The sequence below is a fragment of the Cryobacterium psychrophilum genome, assembly GCF_004365915.1.
Taxonomy (GTDB): domain Bacteria; phylum Actinomycetota; class Actinomycetes; order Actinomycetales; family Microbacteriaceae; genus Cryobacterium; species Cryobacterium psychrophilum.
The window spans coordinates 3,378,909-3,395,167 of sequence record NZ_SODI01000001.1 but is presented as its reverse complement, the minus strand read 5'-3'; the positions used below and the strand labels follow the sequence as shown (position 1 = coordinate 3,395,167).

Below are 16,259 nucleotides of genomic sequence, written 5' to 3'. Positions count from 1 at the left end.
TTCTAGCAGGCTCATGGCCCTGAGCTTCTCTAGACTCGACTAGTGAGTGAAACCCCGACCGACCAGATGATCGGCCGTCTGATAGATGGTCGATATCAGGTGCGCTCCAGAATCGCTCGAGGCGGTATGGCCACGGTATATCTGGCCACCGACCTGCGTCTCGAACGTCGAGTGGCGATCAAGATCATGCACGGCCACCTGGCCGACGACAACGCTTTCAAGAGCCGGTTCATCCAGGAAGCCCGCTCCGCCGCCCGTCTGGCGCACCCCAACGTCGTCAACGTCTTCGATCAGGGCCAGGACGCTGACACGGCCTACCTCGTCATGGAGTACCTGCCGGGGATCACCCTGCGTGACCTGCTCAAGGACTACGGCAAGCTCACCCCCGAGCAGACCGTGGACATTCTGGAGGCCGTGCTCAGCGGGCTTGCAGCCGCACACAAGGCCGGCATCGTTCACCGCGACGTCAAGCCGGAGAATGTGCTGCTCGCCGATGACGGCCGCATCAAGATCAGCGACTTCGGCCTCGCGCGAGCGGTCAACAACAACACGGCCACGGGCCAGGCGCTTCTCGGGACCATTGCGTATCTCTCCCCCGAACTCGTCACCCGGGGCATTGCCGACGCCCGCAGCGACATCTATGCCCTCGGCATCATGACCTTTGAGATGCTCACGGGTGAGCAGCCGTATGTGGGCGAGGCACCGATGCAAATCGCGTACCAGCATGCCAACGACACGGTACCGATGCCCAGCAGCAAGGTGACGTCGACCCCGCGTGAACTGGACGAACTCGTGCAGTGGGCCACTGCCCGGGACCCGGAGCAACGCCCCAGGGACGCGCGCGTCATGCTCGATCAGCTCCTGGACGGCCGCGGCCACCCCGGTGCCGGCTCCCCCGGTCAGCAGCCCACTGCCCTCCAGCCAACGATGATGGTCCCCGGCATCACGAATGCGGCCGCCAACGCGGAGACCAAGCTCCTGACGGCTGCTCTTCACGACGGCACATCGGCGACGAGCGTACTGGGCCCCATGACCGCTGCCGGCGTCATCCCCCAGTCCCCCGACAACAGCACCGCCCTCGCCACGAAGGCTCGCCGCCGAAAGAACCGTGGTTTTTGGCTCTTCGCGCTCGTGCTCCTCATCGCAACGGCACTCGGGAGTACCGGATGGTACTTCGGCTCCGGCCCCGGTTCCGACATTGCGGTGCCGACCGTCTCGACCCTGTCTCCTTCCGACGCCGCTGCACGAATCGACAGCGTCGGCCTGAAATCGAACGAGAGTTCCGTGTACAGTGCCGATGTGCCAGAGGGCGTCGTGATTGGAACGAAGCCCAAGGACGGAACGCGGGTCTCCAAGGACAGCACGGTCAACGTCGTCGTCTCCCTCGGCCTGCAACCCATCACGCTTCCTCCGTTGGCCGGCCTGAGCCAGGAGGACGCGTCAGCACAGATCACGACTCTGCTGGCCGAGGTTGGCAGCGTGGATTCGATCTTCAGCACGTCGGCGGAGGCTGACACGGTCATTTCGGCTAGCCGCGCGAGCGACGACGGCGACGTCTCGGAGGGCGGCGACTACTTCCAGGGCCTCAAGGTGAATCTGGTCGTGTCGCTCGGGGCCATTCCCGATGTGGTCGGGTCCTCGGTCGCCGCTGCCACGCAGGCACTCGCGGACAAGGAACTCCTCGCGATCTCCGGTGAACAGACCTACAGCGACAGCATCGCCGAGGGCAAGGTGGTCTCCACCACGGGACCCGAGGCTCCGGTGCGGGCCGGGGCGACCATCATCCTGACCGTGTCCCGCGGGCCGGAGCCCGTGCAGGTTCCCGACGTTGTCGGAAAACCGTGGTCAGAGGCGAAGCAGATCCTCAGTGATGCCGGACTGAAGCTGGACTACAACATCTTCGCCGACGCTGCTCCCGGGCTGTTCACGGTGACCAAGGTCACACCGGGTTCGGGCACGTCGGTTCCCCGCAACAGTAACGTGAAGGTCAACTTCTCAGCTTAGTTGGTCCTTCCACGGTCGGACTGCCTCAACTCCCGAGCCAATCTGCGCAAAAAGGCCGGACCAACGCTTTCGCGTTGATCCGGCCTTCACCGTTTCATGAACTACACGCGCGGCGGATTCCCGAGCTCTTCGGCCACCAGGAAGGCCAGCTCGAGGGACTGCATGTGGTTAAGGCGAGGGTCGCAGAGCGACTCGTAACGCGTCGAGAGGGCGGCCTCATCGATGTGCTCCGAGCCGCCGAGGCACTCCGTGACATCGTCGCCCGTGAGTTCGACGTGGATGCCTCCCGGGTGCGTTCCGACGGCGCGGTGAGCCTCAAAGAAGCCCTTAACCTCGTCGACGACGTCGTCAAAACGACGAGTCTTGTAACCGGTCGGGGTGGTGACGCCGTTGCCGTGCATCGGGTCGGTGACCCACAGCGGCCTTGCGTCGCTCGCCTTGACGGCCTCCAGCAGCGGCGGGAGGGCATCGCGGATCTTACCGGCACCCATGCGCGTGATGAAGGTCAGGCGTCCGGGCTCGCGGTTCGGGTCCAGCTTGTTGATGAGACGCAGCATGTCGTCGGCCGAGGTGCTCGGGCCGAGCTTGACGCCAATGGGGTTCCGCACCCGTGACAGGAAGTCGACGTGTGCGCTATCCAGGTCCCTGGTGCGCTCACCGATCCAGATGAAGTGCGCCGAGGTATTGAACGGCGTTCCGGTGCGCGAGTCGATGCGCGTCATCGGGCGTTCATAGTCCATGAGCAAACCCTCGTGGCTGGTGTAGAACTCGGTACGCTTGAGCGCCTCGAAATCAGCGCCGCACGCGGTCATGAACTTGATGGCCCGGTCGATCTCCTTGGCGAGCTTCTCGTAGCGCTGGTTGGCGGGGTTCGCGGCGAAGCCCTGGTTCCAGCTGTGCACCTGGCGCAGGTCGGCGAATCCGCCCTGCGTGAAGGCGCGAATCAGGTTCAGGGTCGAAGCGGCGGTGTGGTAGCCCTTGACGAGTCGTGCCGGATCGGCTTCGCGCGATTCGGGCGTGAAGTCATAGCCGTTGACAATGTCGCCGCGGTAGGCGGGAAGCGTCACGTCGCCGCGAGTTTCGAAGTCGCTGGAGCGCGGCTTGGCAAACTGGCCGGCCATGCGGCCCATCTTGATGACCGGCATCGACGCACCATAGGTGAGCACGACGGCCATCTGGAGCACTGTCTTGACCCGATTGCGAATCTGGTCGGCCGTTGCACCGCTGAAGGTCTCGGCGCAGTCACCGCCCTGCAGCAGGAAAGCCTGTCCGGAGGCGGCCTCGGCAAGACGATCGCGGAGGATGTCCACCTCGCCGGCAAAGACCAAGGGGGGCTGGGTCGCAAGTTCGGCGGAAGCCGCGGCGACTGCATCGGCATCGGGCCAACTGGGCTGCTGCTTGATCGGCAGCGTACGCCAGTGATCCAGTCCGGCGATTACAGATGCTTCTGCCAATACGACTGGTTCGGTGGGGTCTACCACGAAATATTTCCTGTTTTCTGTCTACGGCGCACACACATGCACGCCTGAATGGTGCGGCACCCACGCGGGGCACTGCCCTGAATGGGGCAAAGCGCAGTGTTTTCAGCCTATCGCGAAAGGTCGGCCCGCTTCTCTTTCACGCTCGTCGCGTACACGTCGACGTACTCCTGGGTGCTGAGCCGCTGGAGTTCATACATGAGTTCATCGGTGACGGACCTGAGTACAAAGCGATCACCCTCCATGCCTTCGAAACGGGTGAAATCAAGCGGAGCGCCCAGGACGATCCCGATTCGGCGCACCTTGGGAATGCGCGTGCCGGTGGGCATGGCCTTTTCGGTGTCGATCATGGCGACGGGAATCACCGGCACACCGGACTCCAGGACCATACGGGCCACACCCGTGCGTCCTCGATACATGCGGGCGTCCGGGCTGCGCGTGCCCTCGGGGTAGATCCCCAGCACTCCGCCCGCGCCGAGCACGCGAAGGCCCGTGTTGAGCGAGTCCTCAGACGCTTTACCGCCCGAGCGGTCAATCGGAAGCTGTCCGCTGGCCTTGAAGAACTGCCGGGTGGCCCACCCTTTCAGCCCGGTTCCGGTGAAGTACTCACTTTTGGCGAGGAACACCACCCGGCGCGACACGACGAGGGGGAGGAAGATCGAATCAATGAAGGACAGGTGGTTGCTGGCGAGGATGACCCCACCGGTCTTCGGAATGTTCTCCAGGCCCACCACCCATGGCCGGAAGATTCCCAGCAAGAGCGGCCCGACCACAATGTTCTTCATAAACCAGTAAAACATTGTGCTCGATCTCCATCCGACTCAAACATCATACGGCGAGTGTCATCGCCACTTCAGCACGCGCAATCAGCGCCGTAGCGCTCTCAGCGCAGGGCGGCGATTCGCGCGAGGTCCGCGGCACCCACCACACCCGCGTTGTTGACGAGCTGCGCGATCGCAAAGGCTGCTTCGGGATGATACCCCCGCGCCGGCAGGTGCTCGAGGTACGCCGCGCGTATCGGTTCAAGAAGCAGGTCTCCGGCGGCGGCGACTCCCCCACCGAAAACGAAGACCTGGGGGTCCAGAACGGCGCCCAGGCTCGCGCAGGCCTCGCCCAGGGACTCGCCGATCGTCCGCAGTGCGGCGACCGCGCCCGGGTCGCCGAGCTCGATGAGGCGTCCGACCTCCTTTCCGGTGAGCTTCCCGTGGCGCGCCCGTGCAGCCGCGAGATCCGCCCCCAGTGAGCCGGCGTCGGCAATTTCATTGGCGATGCGCAGCAAGGCTCGGCCCGACCCGTACTGTTCGATGCATCCTCGGGCCCCACACCCGCAGGGCAGCCCGTCGGGAACCAAGCGCAGATGACCCAATTCAGCGCCGGCGCCGAACCCGCCCCGGAACAGGCTGCCGTTGGCCACAATCGCGCCCCCGACCCCCGTGCCGATGGTGAGCGTGACCATGTCGGTGAAGTCACGGCCGGCCCCATAACGGAATTCAGCCCAGCCCGCCGCGTTCGCGTCGTTCTCGATGATGATCGGCAGGTCGACCCTCGCCTCAAGCTTGGCGCGGAAGGGCTCGTTACGCCAGTGAATGTTGGGGGCGTAGTACACAGTGGACTGTGCGGCATCGATGAAGCCCGCCGCCGCCACTCCGGCGGCGACAACGTCCTCGCCCAGCCCGAGACTGGTGATCATCGCCACAACCACGTCCTCGATCTCGCCTGGATCGTTGGGATTTGTGGGTTGGCGGTCAGAACGAAGAATAACTCCGTTTTCATCAACAAGCGCACCAGCGATCTTGGTGCCCCCAATATCAATTCCAATGGCGTGCATGGCAGCACCTTTCGTTGCGGGCAGGAGGGAGCGGGCGTGGCGACCTAGCAGGCACACACTGCACCACCTAGAGTGTACTTAAGCAGCCCGTCGTGCAGCGAAGCACCAGATCACCGCCAACATCCGCGGGGCAAACGAAGTGCGCCCCGCCGGTACCAAGGGAGTTACCGTGAAGCAATTCGACACACCAGCCGTTGTGGCCGCTGACCCGAGCGCCAACGCCACAGACCTCCTCGTCGAGCGCCTCAAAGCCACGCCGGACCTCGTGCTCTTTTCGTTGCCGAACGCGAGCGGATGGCTTCCCGTCACGGTGAAGGAATTTTATTCCCAGGTCATCGCCCTGGCCAAGGGCCTCGTCGCCGCAGGAATCCAGCCCGGAGACAAGATCGGCCTCGTGTGCAAGACGCGCTACGAATGGACACTCATCGATTTCGCGACGTGGTTCGCCGGCGCCATCCTGGTGCCCGTCTACGACACGAGCTCCCCCAGCCAGGTGCACTGGAACCTCAGCGACTCCGGCGCGACCGCCATCATCCTGGAGACGGCCGATCACTTCGCGCGTTTCGATGAGGTGCACGCTGACCTTCCCAACGTCGCTCAGGTCTGGCAGATTGACCTCGGTGACCTCGACAAGCTCGTCGCCGCGGGCGTTGACGTCCCCGACGCCGAGATCGAAAACCGACGTAATCTCGCCGTCGGAGACGACATGGCAACCCTCATCTACACCTCCGGTTCCACGGGAAAACCCAAGGGATGCGTTCTCACTCACGCGAACTTCGTGGAAACCAGCCGCAATGCAGCGGTCGCGCTCAAAGAGGTGCTCTCCGACCCGAACGGCGCATCGACTCTCCTGTTCATCACGACGGCACACATTTTCGCGCGTTTCATTGCCATATTGAGCGTGCATGCCGGCGTGCGGGTGGGACATCAGCCGGACACCCGCCAGCTTCTGCCCTCCCTCGGAAGTTTCAAGCCCACCTTCCTGCTGGCTGTCCCCCGCGTGTTCGAGAAGGTCTATAACTCGGCCGGCCAGAAGGCCGAAGCCGGTGGCAAGGGCAAAATTTTCACGGCCGCTGTCGCTGTCGCCGTGGCGCATTCCAAGGCCCTTCAGGCCGGCGAGTCGATTCCTTTGGGCATGAAGATCAAATTCGCCCTCTTCGATCGCCTCGTCTACAGCAAGCTTCGCGAGGCGATGGGCGGCAACGTTCGCTACGCGGTGTCCGGGTCCGCTCCGCTCGGCGCGCACCTGGGACATTTCTTCCACAGCCTCGGCATCGTGATTCTCGAGGGCTATGGACTCACGGAGACCACGGCCCCAGCCACGGTCAGCCTCGCAACCCGGGCAAAGATCGGCACGGTCGGTCCGCCCCTCCCCGGTGTATCCGTGCGCGTCGTGGAGGACGGGGAGATCCAGGTGAAGGGCGTCAACGTCTTCAAGGAGTATTGGAAGAACCCGCAGGCGACCCAGGAAACTTTTGACGACGGCTGGCTCAAGACCGGCGATATTGGGCAGTTCGACGACGACGGATTCCTGACCATCACGGGTCGCAAGAAAGAGATCATTGTCACCGCAGGGGGCAAGAATGTGGCACCAGCCGCACTCGAGGATCCCATCCGGTCCAACCCTTTGGTTGGTCAGGTCATTGTTGTCGGCGACCAGAAACCGTTCATTGCCGCCATCGTCACCCTCGACCCCGATATGTTGCCGGTGTGGCTCAACAACAACAAGGGCGACGCGGGGATGAGCCTGGCGGAAGCCGCCGTCAATCTCCTGGTCCTGGCCGAGGTGCAGCGCGCCGTGGACCGAGCCAACGACACGGTGTCGCGTGCGGAGTCGATTCGCAAGTTCGTGGTGCTTCCCATGGAGCTCACGGAAGAGAGTGGACACCTGACGCCCAAGATGAGCATCAAGCGCAACATCATCCTGCGGGACTTCGCCGATGAGATTGATCGCCTCTACGCGGGCTCCCCCATCACCGAAGGCTTCTCGCTGCGCGATTAGTCCCGGTCAGGATCAGAACCAAGCGGACTCGCGAATCTCCTTCATGGCCGCTCGACGATTCTCCTTGTCGAGCCGGTCCAGGTACAAGAGGCCATCAAGGTGGTCCGTTTCATGCTGGAGCGCCTGCGCCATGATGCCGGTCCCGGACAGCTCCAGGGGCTCACCCTCAAGGTCGATGCCTGTGGCCCGCGCAAACGGATAGCGCTTCGTCGGGTACCAGAGGCCGGGAACCGAGAGGCAGCCCTCGTCGACAAGCTCGGGCTCACCGGAGAGCTCGACGAGCGTGGGATTGAGAATGTAGCCGACTGTGCCATCCACGCTGTAGCTGAAGGCACGCAGGTTGACGCCGATTTGTGCGGCGGCGACGCCCGCGCGGCCCGGCAGCTGCACGCTGTCAACCAGATCCTGCACGAGGCTTCGGACCCGGTCGTCAATGACGAGGATCGGGTCGGAGACCGTTTTCAGGACCGGGTCTCCGAAGAGACGAATCTGGCGTTCAGGCACAGTGGAACTTCCAATGCTGGTGGTTAACTGACAGGTGGGTCGCCTAATCGATGCGCCGGACGGGGAGTCCCTCGACGACAAGGGCCGCGAGCGTCCGGGCCGCCAGGCGGGTGATCGGCTTCAGGTCCGCGTATGACACGGCGCTGCCGGCCGCGAGTTGCGGGTCGTAGGGGATGCGAACGATCTCGCGGACACGGGATCGGAAGTGCGATTCGATTTCCTCCAGCCGCACCAGGTTCGTGCCCTGTGTCGCCGTGTTGAGTGCCACGACGGCATTCTTCACGAGATCCCGGTATCCGTTGGCTTCGAGCCAGGTGAGGGTCTCCGACGCCAGTCGCGCCTCGTCGACGCTCCCGCCCGACACGATGACGATGGAATCCGCACGAAGCAGGGTCGCGCGCATCACCGAATGCACGATCCCGGTGCCACAGTCGGTGAGCGAGATCGAATAGTAGCGTGCCGCCAGGTCGGCGACCACGTTGTAGTCGTTCTCGTCGAAGGCCTCGGAGAGCATCGGGTCGGTATCGGACGCCAGGATGTCGAGCCGGGTTTCGTCGCGGGAAACGAACGTTGAAAAGTCAGTGAAGTTCCCGATCGATGCCCCCTGGGTGACGACATCCCGCACGGTCGACGTTGTCTGCTGGGCCACCCGTTCGGAGAGCGTGCCGCGATCGGGGTTGGCGTCAATGGCAATGATCCGGTCGTCACGCACGTCCGCAAGCGCCATTCCGAGCAGAGCCGTCACCGTTGTTTTCCCAACGCCACCCTTGCGAGTGAGGATGGGGACGAACCGGGTGCCGCCTTCAAATTGTTTGCGAATGCGGTCCTCGAGAGCCGTCTCCGCCTGAACCGCCGCCGAGTCGCCCAGATTGACGAGGTGCAGGGACGCCGCATACACGAACTGGTTCCAGGCGCCCCGAGGCGCACGGCGGGTCGTTCGATTGACTGTAAGCAGCCGTTCGGGGGTCAACATTCCAGCCGACTCCGGCTGCACAGCAAAGTCGGGCTCGTCGCGCTGCCGACCCTCGGTGTCGGAACGAGACCGGTCGCGGCGTCCCGGCACGATGGCATCCGTTCTCGCCTGTGCCGAGGTCAGGGTGGCGCTACTGGCGGTGGATGCCCGAACCGGTCGCGGCACGGCGGACGCGCCGATCTCGACCGTGTGCGTGGCGAGGCGCGCGCGATCCTCGGCCGCCCCGCTGAGCGCCCGCCGAGGCTTTACGGCGGCTGTGACGGGTGCGCCGAGGCTACCGGGCAGCACGGCGGCAAGGTTGTCGACCGTATGCGGCGGGAGGTCACTGTGGTACTCCTCGGGTGCGCCATCGCGCCCCCGAGGAGTACCGGGAGTTCCGCGCACAGGGTCTATGCCCTCTGCATCGTCGTGCTGATCTGCCAAAACTGACTCTATTCCTCGGTGAGCGGCACTGAGCCTAGCGCGGACGAACCACCACGAGCAGGTCACCGGCTTCGACCTGCTGGGTCTTCGGGATGGCAATTCGCTCGATGTAGCCGGCGATCGGAGAGGTGATCGCCGCTTCCATCTTCATCGCTTCGATGCTCGCGACGGCCTGTCCCGCCGTGACATCCGCACCGTCCTCAATCTGGAGCGTGACCACTCCGGAGAACGGAGCCGCGATCTGTCCCGGCTGGTTGGCGTCGGCCTTCTCGGCGACGCGCGCTTCAACCTTGATGCTGCGGTCCCGCACGAACACGGGGCGAAGCTGGCCATTGAGCATGGTCATGACCGTGCGGATGCCCTTGTCATCGGCTTCACCGATGGCTTCAAGGCCCACATAGAGGCGGACACCCTGTGCGATATCCACGGCGTGCTCCTGCCCCTGCTGCAGACCGTAGAGGTAATCGACCGTGTCGATCACCGACAGGTCGCCGAAGAGTTCACGGATCTGCTCGAATTGGCGGGTCGGCGCCGGGAAGAGAAGCTGGTTGAGCATGGTGCGACGGGTCGTGCTGTCCATGTTCAGCGCTGTGCGCTCCGCGTCCGAAATCTCCGTCACACCGCTACGAATCGTGCGACCGGCGAGCACCTTCGTGCGGAAGGGTTCCGGCCAGCCACCAGGCAGGTCGCCCAGTTCGCCGGCCATGAAACCCACAACGGAGTCGGGCACGTCGTACTTATCCGGGTTCGCTTCGAAGTCGGCCGGGTCGGCTTTCACCGCCGCGAGGTACAGCGCGAGGTCGCCGACGACCTTGGACGAGGGGGTGACCTTGGGAACGCGTCCGAGAATCTTGTTCGCCGCGGCGTACATGTCCTCGATAAGCTCGAAGTGATCGGACAGTCCGAGGGCGACGGCCTGCGTGCGCAGGTTCGACAGCTGGCCGCCGGGGATCTCATGCGTGTACACGCGGCCGGTGGGCGCCGATAGCCCGGACTCGAACGGACGGTAAACGTTGCGCACGGCCTCCCAGTACGGTTCGAGGTCGGTGACGCTCGTGAGCGAGATGCCTGTATCTCGCTCGGTGTGGGCGAGGGCGGCAACGAGGGAGGATGCCGAGGGCTGGCTTGTCGTTCCGGCCATCGGTGCACTCGCAACGTCAACGGCGTCCGCTCCGGCACGAGCCGCGGCCAGGAGGGTCGCGAGCTGGCCGCCAGGCGTGTCGTGGGTATGCACGTGAACGGGGAGGTCAAACCGCTCGCGGAAGGCCGTGACGAGCTTCTCTGCGGCGCTCGGCCGCAGCAGTCCGGCCATGTCCTTGATGGCCAGGACGTGAGCCCCGGACTCTACGATTTGTTCCGCGAGGCGCAGGTAGTAGTCAAGCGTGTACAGGTCTTCCGCCGGATTCAGCAGGTCACCCGTGTAGCACACGGCCACCTCCGCCAGCGCGGTTCCGGTTTCGAGAACCGCGTCGATGGCGGGGCGCATCTGCGACACGTCATTGAGGGCGTCAAAGATGCGGAAGATGTCGACGCCGGTGTCTGAGGCCTCGCGCACGAAGGCATCCGTCACCTCGGTCGGGTATGGCGTGTAGCCCACCGTGTTGCGACCGCGCAGGAGCATCTGGATGTTGATGTTCGGCAGCGCCTCGCGCAGGGCGGCGAGACGTTCCCAGGGGTCTTCGCCGAGGAAGCGCAGGGCCACGTCATAGGTGGCACCGCCCCAGGCCTCGACGGACAGCAGTTGCGGGGTGAGGCGCGCCACGTACGGCGCAACGGCGACGAGGTCCTTCGTGCGGACCCGGGTGGCCAGCAACGACTGGTGCGCGTCCCTGAAGGTCGTGTCGGTGACAGCCAGAGCCGTCTGGGCGCGCAGCGCGGCAGCGAACTTGGTCGGTCCCAGCAGCTGCAGCTGCTGACGCGAACCGCTCGGAGCCTCGGTGCTGAGGTCGAGGACCGGCAGTTTCTCGGCCGGCGTGACCGCGGTGACGCGTGCGCCGTTGGGCTGGTTCACCGTGACGTCAGCGAGCCAGTTGACGATCTTGGTTCCGCGGTCCTTGGAGGCGGGGGTGCGCAGCAGCTCCGGACGCTCGTCGATGAACGAGGTGCTCAGGTCGCCTGCGGCGAAGTCGGGGTCGTCGAGAACGGCCTGCAGGAACGAGATGTTCGTGGACACACCGCGGATGCGGAATTCGGCGAGGGCACGCTTGGAACGCCTGACGGCGCTCGCGTAGTCGCGGCCACGACAGGTGAGCTTGGCGAGCATCGAGTCGAAGTGCGGGCTGATCTGCGTGCCGGGGTTGATGGTTCCACCATCCAAACGGATGCCGGCGCCTCCGGGAGAACGGTAGGTGGTGATCTTGCCGGTATCGGGTCGAAACCCGGAGGCGGGGTCTTCGGTCGTGATGCGGCACTGCAGGGCAGCACCGTGCAGCTGGATCTTGTCCTGCGTCAGGCCCAGCTCGGCGAGGGTTTCCCCCGCCGCGATGCGAATCTGCGACTGCACGAGGTCGATGTCCGTTACCTCTTCGGTGACGGTGTGCTCAACCTGGATGCGCGGGTTCATCTCAATGAAAACGTGCTGGCCGGCGCGTTCACCGACGGTGTCCAGAAGGAACTCGACGGTCCCCGCATTGACGTAGCCGATCGACCGGGCGAACTTGATCGCATCCGCGTGGAGCTTGACGCGGATTTCCTCGGTCAGGTTCGGTGCCGGGGCAATCTCCACGACCTTCTGGTGACGGCGCTGTACCGAGCAGTCGCGTTCAAACAGGTGCACGGTCTCACCGGTTGCATCGGCGAGGATCTGCACCTCGATGTGGCGGGGCCGAAGCACCGCAGCCTCGAGGAACATCGTCGGATCACCGAACGCGCTGTTGGCTTCGCGCATGGCCTCTTCGAGGGAGCCACGCAGCTGGGCCTTGCTCTCCACGCGGCGCATGCCACGCCCACCTCCGCCGGCTACGGCCTTCGCAAAGATGGGGAAGCCGATCTCGTCGGCCTGGCTGATGAGCAACTCCACGTCCTGAGACGGTTGCGTCGATTTCAGCACGGGTACACCCGCGGCGATGGCGTGTTCCTTGGCCGTGACCTTGTTACCAGCCATCTCAAGCACGTCGGCGCCCGGGCCGATGAACGTGATGCCCGCAGCGCGAGCGGCTTCAGCGAGCTCGGGGTTCTCGGACAGGAAACCGTAACCCGGGTAGATCGCATCGGCGCCGGACTCGCGTGCAACGCGGACAATCTCCTCCACATTGAGGTACGCACGGACCGGATGGCCGACCTCTCCGATCTGATAAGCCTCGTCGGCCTTCAGGCGGTGCAGGGAGTTGCGATCTTCAAACGGGAAAACGGCAACAGTCTTTGCTCCGAGCTCAACGGCCGCGCGAAAAGCACGGATCGCAATTTCGCCGCGGTTGGCAACAAGGATCTTCTTAAACATGCAGACCTTTCGAACGTGAACCGGCATACAGCTAACGGTTAGGTTCTCCCAGACTACTGAAGGTAACGTGTCTACTTGTGCATGTACTCAGCGTTAGCTCCCTCAAGGGAGGTGTAGGAAAGACCACGGTGACCCTTGGTCTTGCTTCTGCAGCCTTCGCCCGCGGTGTACGAACACTGGTTGTTGATCTGGATCCCCAGTCGGACGTATCGACCGGGATGGACATCGAAGTCGCCGGGCACCTCAACGTGGCAGATGTTCTGGCTTCGCCCAAGGAAAAGACCGTCCGCGCCGCCATCGCTCCGAGCGGGTGGACGCGCGGTCGCCAGGGAACCATCGATGTGATGATCGGCAGCCCGTCCGCCATTAACTTCGACGGTCCGCACCCGAGCATCCGGGAGATCTGGAAGCTTGAAGAGGCACTCTCCACGGTCGAGAAGGAATACGACCTCGTCCTCATCGACTGCGCCCCTTCCCTCAACGCGCTCACCCGGACCGCCTGGGCTGCGAGCGACCGCGTGGCCGTTGTCACCGAACCGGGACTCTTCTCCGTTGCGGCTGCCGACCGTGCCCTGCGTGCAATCGAAGAGATCCGCCGCGGGCTGAGCCCGCGCCTGCAGCCGCTCGGCATCATCGTCAACCGCGCACGCACGGCGTCGCTGGAGCACCAGTTCCGAATCAAGGAGCTGCGCGACATGTTTGGCCCGCTCGTGCTCAGCCCCCAGCTTCCGGAGCGCACGTCGCTGCAGCAGGCACAGGGCGCCGCCAAGCCCCTGCACATCTGGCCGGGCGACAGCGCGCAGGAGATGGCCCGTTACTTCGATCAGCTGCTGGAACGCGTGCTGCGCACCGCCCGTATCGGCGAGTACGCGGACACCACAGCACCCCGCTAGACCGCCGAAGCGGATGTGGGGACGGTCACCGTCTCCACATCGTGCCTTCGCGCCCGGGCGGCCGGCGCCGGCGCGGGTGTCCGTGCTGGCTCTGGCGCTGGTGCGAAACTAGGAGATCTTGCGCGTCGACCGTCGAGCCGCGAGTTCGTCAGAGGGATCGGCCGCCTGCAGATCGAGTTCTATCAGGCTCGTTTCAACCTCACGAAGCACCTTACCGACGGCGATGCCGAAAACGCCCTGACCGCGGCTGACGAGGTCAATGACCTCATCGTTTGACGTGCACAGGTAGACGCTGGCGCCGTCGCTCATCAGCGTCGTTTGGGCCAGGTCGACGACGCCCGATTCGCGCAGCTGATTGACCGCCGTGCGGATCTGCTGCAGCGAGATGCCCGTATCGAGAAGGCGTTTGACGAGCTTGAGCACCAGGATGTCACGAAAGCCGTAGAGCCGTTGGGAGCCGGAGCCGGCTGCGCCCCGCACCGTGGGTTCGACGAGCCCAGTTCGCGCCCAGTAGTCGAGTTGGCGATAGCTGATGCCTGCGGCACGGGCCGCCACGGCACCCCGATAGCCGGAATTCTCGTCGAGCTGGGGCAGGCCATCGGTGAACAGTAGTCCCTGGGAATATCGCGAGGCGTCGCCCTCAGAACTCAGCTCACTCATGCGACGGCCTCCCAGGATGTTTTCGCGACGAAGTTTTGATCGCTATCGTTAACGGTACCGATATCTCTGCCCGCAACCGCTGACATTCTCACCGAAACTTACCGTGTCGAAATATCGACAAGCTCGATCCAAGGGTAGCAATCTGCTCGCCGGCCGCTCTGGCCCAACCCTATGACTATACCAACCGCCCCAAGGCGGATCGAATCAGGCTGCTCCGGATAACTTCGAGCTGTCCGGCGATTTCACCGGCCTTCTCGGCGGCCTTGGCTCGACTCGACGCGTCTTTTCTGCGCGCGAGCGGAACCAGTGCGCTTTCGATCAGGCCAAGCTCACGCTCTGCAGCACTGCGAAAACCACGCAGGTGCCGAGGCTCAATGCCGCTTCGCTGCAGTTCGACAAGGGCCCGAAGCACGTTGAGCACGTTGTCGCCGTAATAGTCGGCGGGAAGGATAATCGACGCCGACACCGCGTCGTGCAGCAGCCCGGCAGAGGCCCCCGCTTCACGGAGGAGCTCCTCACGGCTCAGGCGACGCGCGATCGAGAGCATCGACAGCCCAGGAGTCGAACCTCCCGGAAGCGTCGGCGAGAGTCCGGCGTCAAGATCGTCCAGGTAGGAGCGAATGACCTTGAGGGGCAGATAGTGGTCCCGTTGCATAGACAAGACCAACCGCAACCGTTCCAGGTCGCTCGAACAGAATTTGCGATAACCCGAATCCGTACGTGCGGGTGAAACCAGACCCTGCTCCTCCAGGAAGCGAAGTTTCGACGGGGTCAATTCGGGAAAATCCGGCGTGAGCCGAGACAATACCTGACCAATGCTCAATAGCGGCGCTGCGCCCACGGTTTTCACCTGGGCGGAGGACGCCGTCACTATTCGCTCGCCGCGTGCGAGAGGTCGAGGCGGGAAGCGTAGAAGGTGAGACGGAATTTTCCGACCTGAACCTCGGCGCCATCGCTCAGCAGCGCCGTCTCGATACGTTCCCCGTCATAGTACGTTCCATTGAGCGAACCGAGGTCTTTCACGTCGAAGGAACGCCCGTGACGCAAGAACTGGGCATGCCGCCGTGACACGGTGACATCATCGAGGAAGATATCCGCGTTCGGGTGACGGCCCACTGTTGTGAGGTCGGCGTCAAGCAGGAAACGAGCCCCGGCATTGGGCCCACGGCGAACAACCAGCAGCGCCGACCCCGCAGGCAGGGCAGCGATGGCCTCTTGCTCCTCGACCGTGACGTTCGCGTCGATCGACGCCATCTGGGACGCGAACTCCTGACCGAAGTTCATGGTCGTGTCGGTGCTGACCGATTCTGGTGTTTCCTTGTGCACGGGCACGTTCTGCTCCTCGTTCGAATTCTCAAAATCGGCCACGGTGCACCTCCTATGTTTCCAGCGTATCTGATTGAACCGGCACAATGACCCGTGGAATTCGAATCACCCGGAAGGTTTCACCTGCGTAAATCATTCCGGCCCACCAATAGAGCAAAACGCCCCATAGACCGAAGGCCCAACCGACCGGCCCCGACCACCACGCGAGGTCGGGAAACGCCTGCCCCAGCATGATCATGGGGAGGGCGTAGAACAGGCAGAACGTCGCAATTTTTCCCAGTTGGTGAACCGGAAGGGGACCAAATCCGAAGTTGGCGAGGACGACCCCGAGCACCAACATGAATACGTCCCGCCCCACAACGAGCAGAAGGAACCACCAGGGAACCAGATCGCGCCACGCCAGTCCGATCAGGGCAGCGAAAATGTACAGCCGGTCCGCTGCGGGGTCCAGCAGTTGACCGAGCCGGGTCACCGAATGGAAGCGCCGGGCGATGAAGCCATCGAGAAGATCCGTGAGGCTGGAGAAGGCGAGCACGATAAGCGCGAGGGCGTCTTGACCCTGCGCGAGCAGCACCAGGAAGACGGGAACGAGAACGAGGCGAATGGCGCTGAGGCCGTTCGGCACCGTAAAAACCTGCGTGCCGACCTCGTTGCTCTCCGCCCTCGTCACAGCTAAAAGCATAGCGAATTATTGAACTAATAGCCCTCCGATCAGGAAGATTTTAAGGC

At 63.9% G+C, this 16,259-nt stretch carries 13 protein-coding genes; 3 read left to right on the top strand and 10 right to left on the bottom strand.

What is annotated here, in order from left to right; translation table 11 throughout:
- The first annotated feature begins 42 nt into the window (after positions 1-42).
- Positions 43-2,004, top strand: coding sequence for a Stk1 family PASTA domain-containing Ser/Thr kinase (gene pknB / locus EDD25_RS15995; RefSeq protein ID WP_134174721.1), 1,962 nt, complete (start codon positions 43-45; stop codon positions 2,002-2,004).
- 101 nt (positions 2,005-2,105) lie between these two features.
- On the opposite strand, the gene EDD25_RS15990 is transcribed toward pknB, so the two are convergent.
- The 3 genes from EDD25_RS15990 to EDD25_RS15980 all read right to left on the bottom strand — a co-directional run bounded on the left by EDD25_RS15990 (position 2,106) and on the right by EDD25_RS15980 (position 5,310).
- Positions 2,106-3,485: a class II 3-deoxy-7-phosphoheptulonate synthase gene (locus EDD25_RS15990; RefSeq protein ID WP_134174719.1), complete on the bottom strand. Its 1,380-nt coding sequence runs from the start codon at positions 3,483-3,485 to the stop codon at positions 2,106-2,108.
- Between the two features lie 107 nt (positions 3,486-3,592).
- Positions 3,593-4,282 (bottom strand): lysophospholipid acyltransferase family protein, encoded by a 690-nt coding sequence (locus EDD25_RS15985; RefSeq protein WP_134174717.1) that lies wholly within the window; start codon positions 4,280-4,282, stop codon positions 3,593-3,595.
- Positions 4,283-4,365: 83 nt separating this feature from the next.
- A complete protein-coding gene (locus tag EDD25_RS15980; protein ID WP_134174715.1) occupies positions 4,366-5,310 on the bottom strand; it encodes an ROK family glucokinase in 945 nt (314 codons plus the stop codon).
- A gap of 169 nt (positions 5,311-5,479) precedes the next feature.
- Between EDD25_RS15980 and EDD25_RS15975 the strand changes: the two genes are divergently transcribed.
- The gene (locus EDD25_RS15975; protein ID WP_134174713.1) at positions 5,480-7,312 is read left to right on the top strand and encodes an AMP-dependent synthetase/ligase; all 1,833 of its coding nucleotides are present in this window, start codon (positions 5,480-5,482) and stop codon (positions 7,310-7,312) included.
- Between the two features lie 12 nt (positions 7,313-7,324).
- On the opposite strand, the gene EDD25_RS15970 is transcribed toward EDD25_RS15975, so the two are convergent.
- From EDD25_RS15970 to EDD25_RS15960, 3 genes are read right to left on the bottom strand one after another with little or no spacing between them, the layout of a single operon-like run.
- Entirely contained in the window at positions 7,325-7,816 is a 492-nt protein-coding gene (locus EDD25_RS15970) for a peptide deformylase (protein ID WP_134174711.1), read from the bottom strand.
- A gap of 43 nt (positions 7,817-7,859) precedes the next feature.
- Positions 7,860-9,212, bottom strand: coding sequence for a MinD/ParA family ATP-binding protein (locus EDD25_RS15965; protein WP_241986397.1), 1,353 nt, complete (start codon positions 9,210-9,212; stop codon positions 7,860-7,862).
- Positions 9,213-9,246: 34 nt separating this feature from the next.
- Positions 9,247-12,651 (bottom strand): pyruvate carboxylase, encoded by a 3,405-nt coding sequence (locus EDD25_RS15960; protein WP_134174709.1) that lies wholly within the window; start codon positions 12,649-12,651, stop codon positions 9,247-9,249.
- A gap of 77 nt (positions 12,652-12,728) precedes the next feature.
- Here EDD25_RS15960 and EDD25_RS15955 point away from each other — a divergent pair, with 77 nt between their 5' ends.
- Entirely contained in the window at positions 12,729-13,544 is an 816-nt protein-coding gene (locus EDD25_RS15955) for a ParA family protein (protein WP_134174707.1), read from the top strand.
- Between the two features lie 108 nt (positions 13,545-13,652).
- Here the strand turns inward: EDD25_RS15955 and EDD25_RS15950 are convergent, their stop codons facing one another.
- The 4 genes from EDD25_RS15950 to EDD25_RS15935 all read right to left on the bottom strand — a co-directional run bounded on the left by EDD25_RS15950 (position 13,653) and on the right by EDD25_RS15935 (position 16,200).
- Complete coding sequence (locus tag EDD25_RS15950; RefSeq protein WP_134174705.1) at positions 13,653-14,204, bottom strand: MerR family transcriptional regulator; 552 nt, start codon at positions 14,202-14,204, stop codon at positions 13,653-13,655.
- Positions 14,205-14,379: 175 nt separating this feature from the next.
- Complete coding sequence (gene ftsR, locus EDD25_RS15945; RefSeq protein WP_134174703.1) at positions 14,380-15,075, bottom strand: transcriptional regulator FtsR; 696 nt, start codon at positions 15,073-15,075, stop codon at positions 14,380-14,382.
- Positions 15,075-15,488: an FHA domain-containing protein gene (locus tag EDD25_RS15940; protein ID WP_241986401.1), complete on the bottom strand. Its 414-nt coding sequence runs from the start codon at positions 15,486-15,488 to the stop codon at positions 15,075-15,077. Before EDD25_RS15940 ends, ftsR begins: the two co-directional genes overlap by 1 nt.
- 94 nt (positions 15,489-15,582) lie before the next feature.
- Positions 15,583-16,200 (bottom strand): CDP-alcohol phosphatidyltransferase family protein, encoded by a 618-nt coding sequence (locus EDD25_RS15935; RefSeq protein ID WP_243834561.1) that lies wholly within the window; start codon positions 16,198-16,200, stop codon positions 15,583-15,585.
- Positions 16,201-16,259 lie beyond the last annotated feature (59 nt).

Bases quoted from the DNA above. Each gene is read 5' to 3' on its own strand.
- EDD25_RS15985 (WP_134174717.1), bottom strand. From the start codon at position 4,282: ATGTTTTACTGGTTTATGAAGAACATTGTGGTCGGGCCGCTCTTGCTG.
- EDD25_RS15980 (WP_134174715.1), bottom strand. From the start codon at position 5,310: ATGCACGCCATTGGAATTGATATTGGGGGCACCAAGATCGCTGGTGCG.
- EDD25_RS15960 (WP_134174709.1), bottom strand. From the start codon at position 12,651: ATGTTTAAGAAGATCCTTGTTGCCAACCGCGGCGAAATTGCGATCCGT.
- EDD25_RS15950 (WP_134174705.1), bottom strand. From the start codon at position 14,204: ATGAGTGAGCTGAGTTCTGAGGGCGACGCCTCGCGATATTCCCAGGGA.
- EDD25_RS15940 (WP_241986401.1), bottom strand. From the start codon at position 15,488: ATGAACTTCGGTCAGGAGTTCGCGTCCCAGATGGCGTCGATCGACGCG.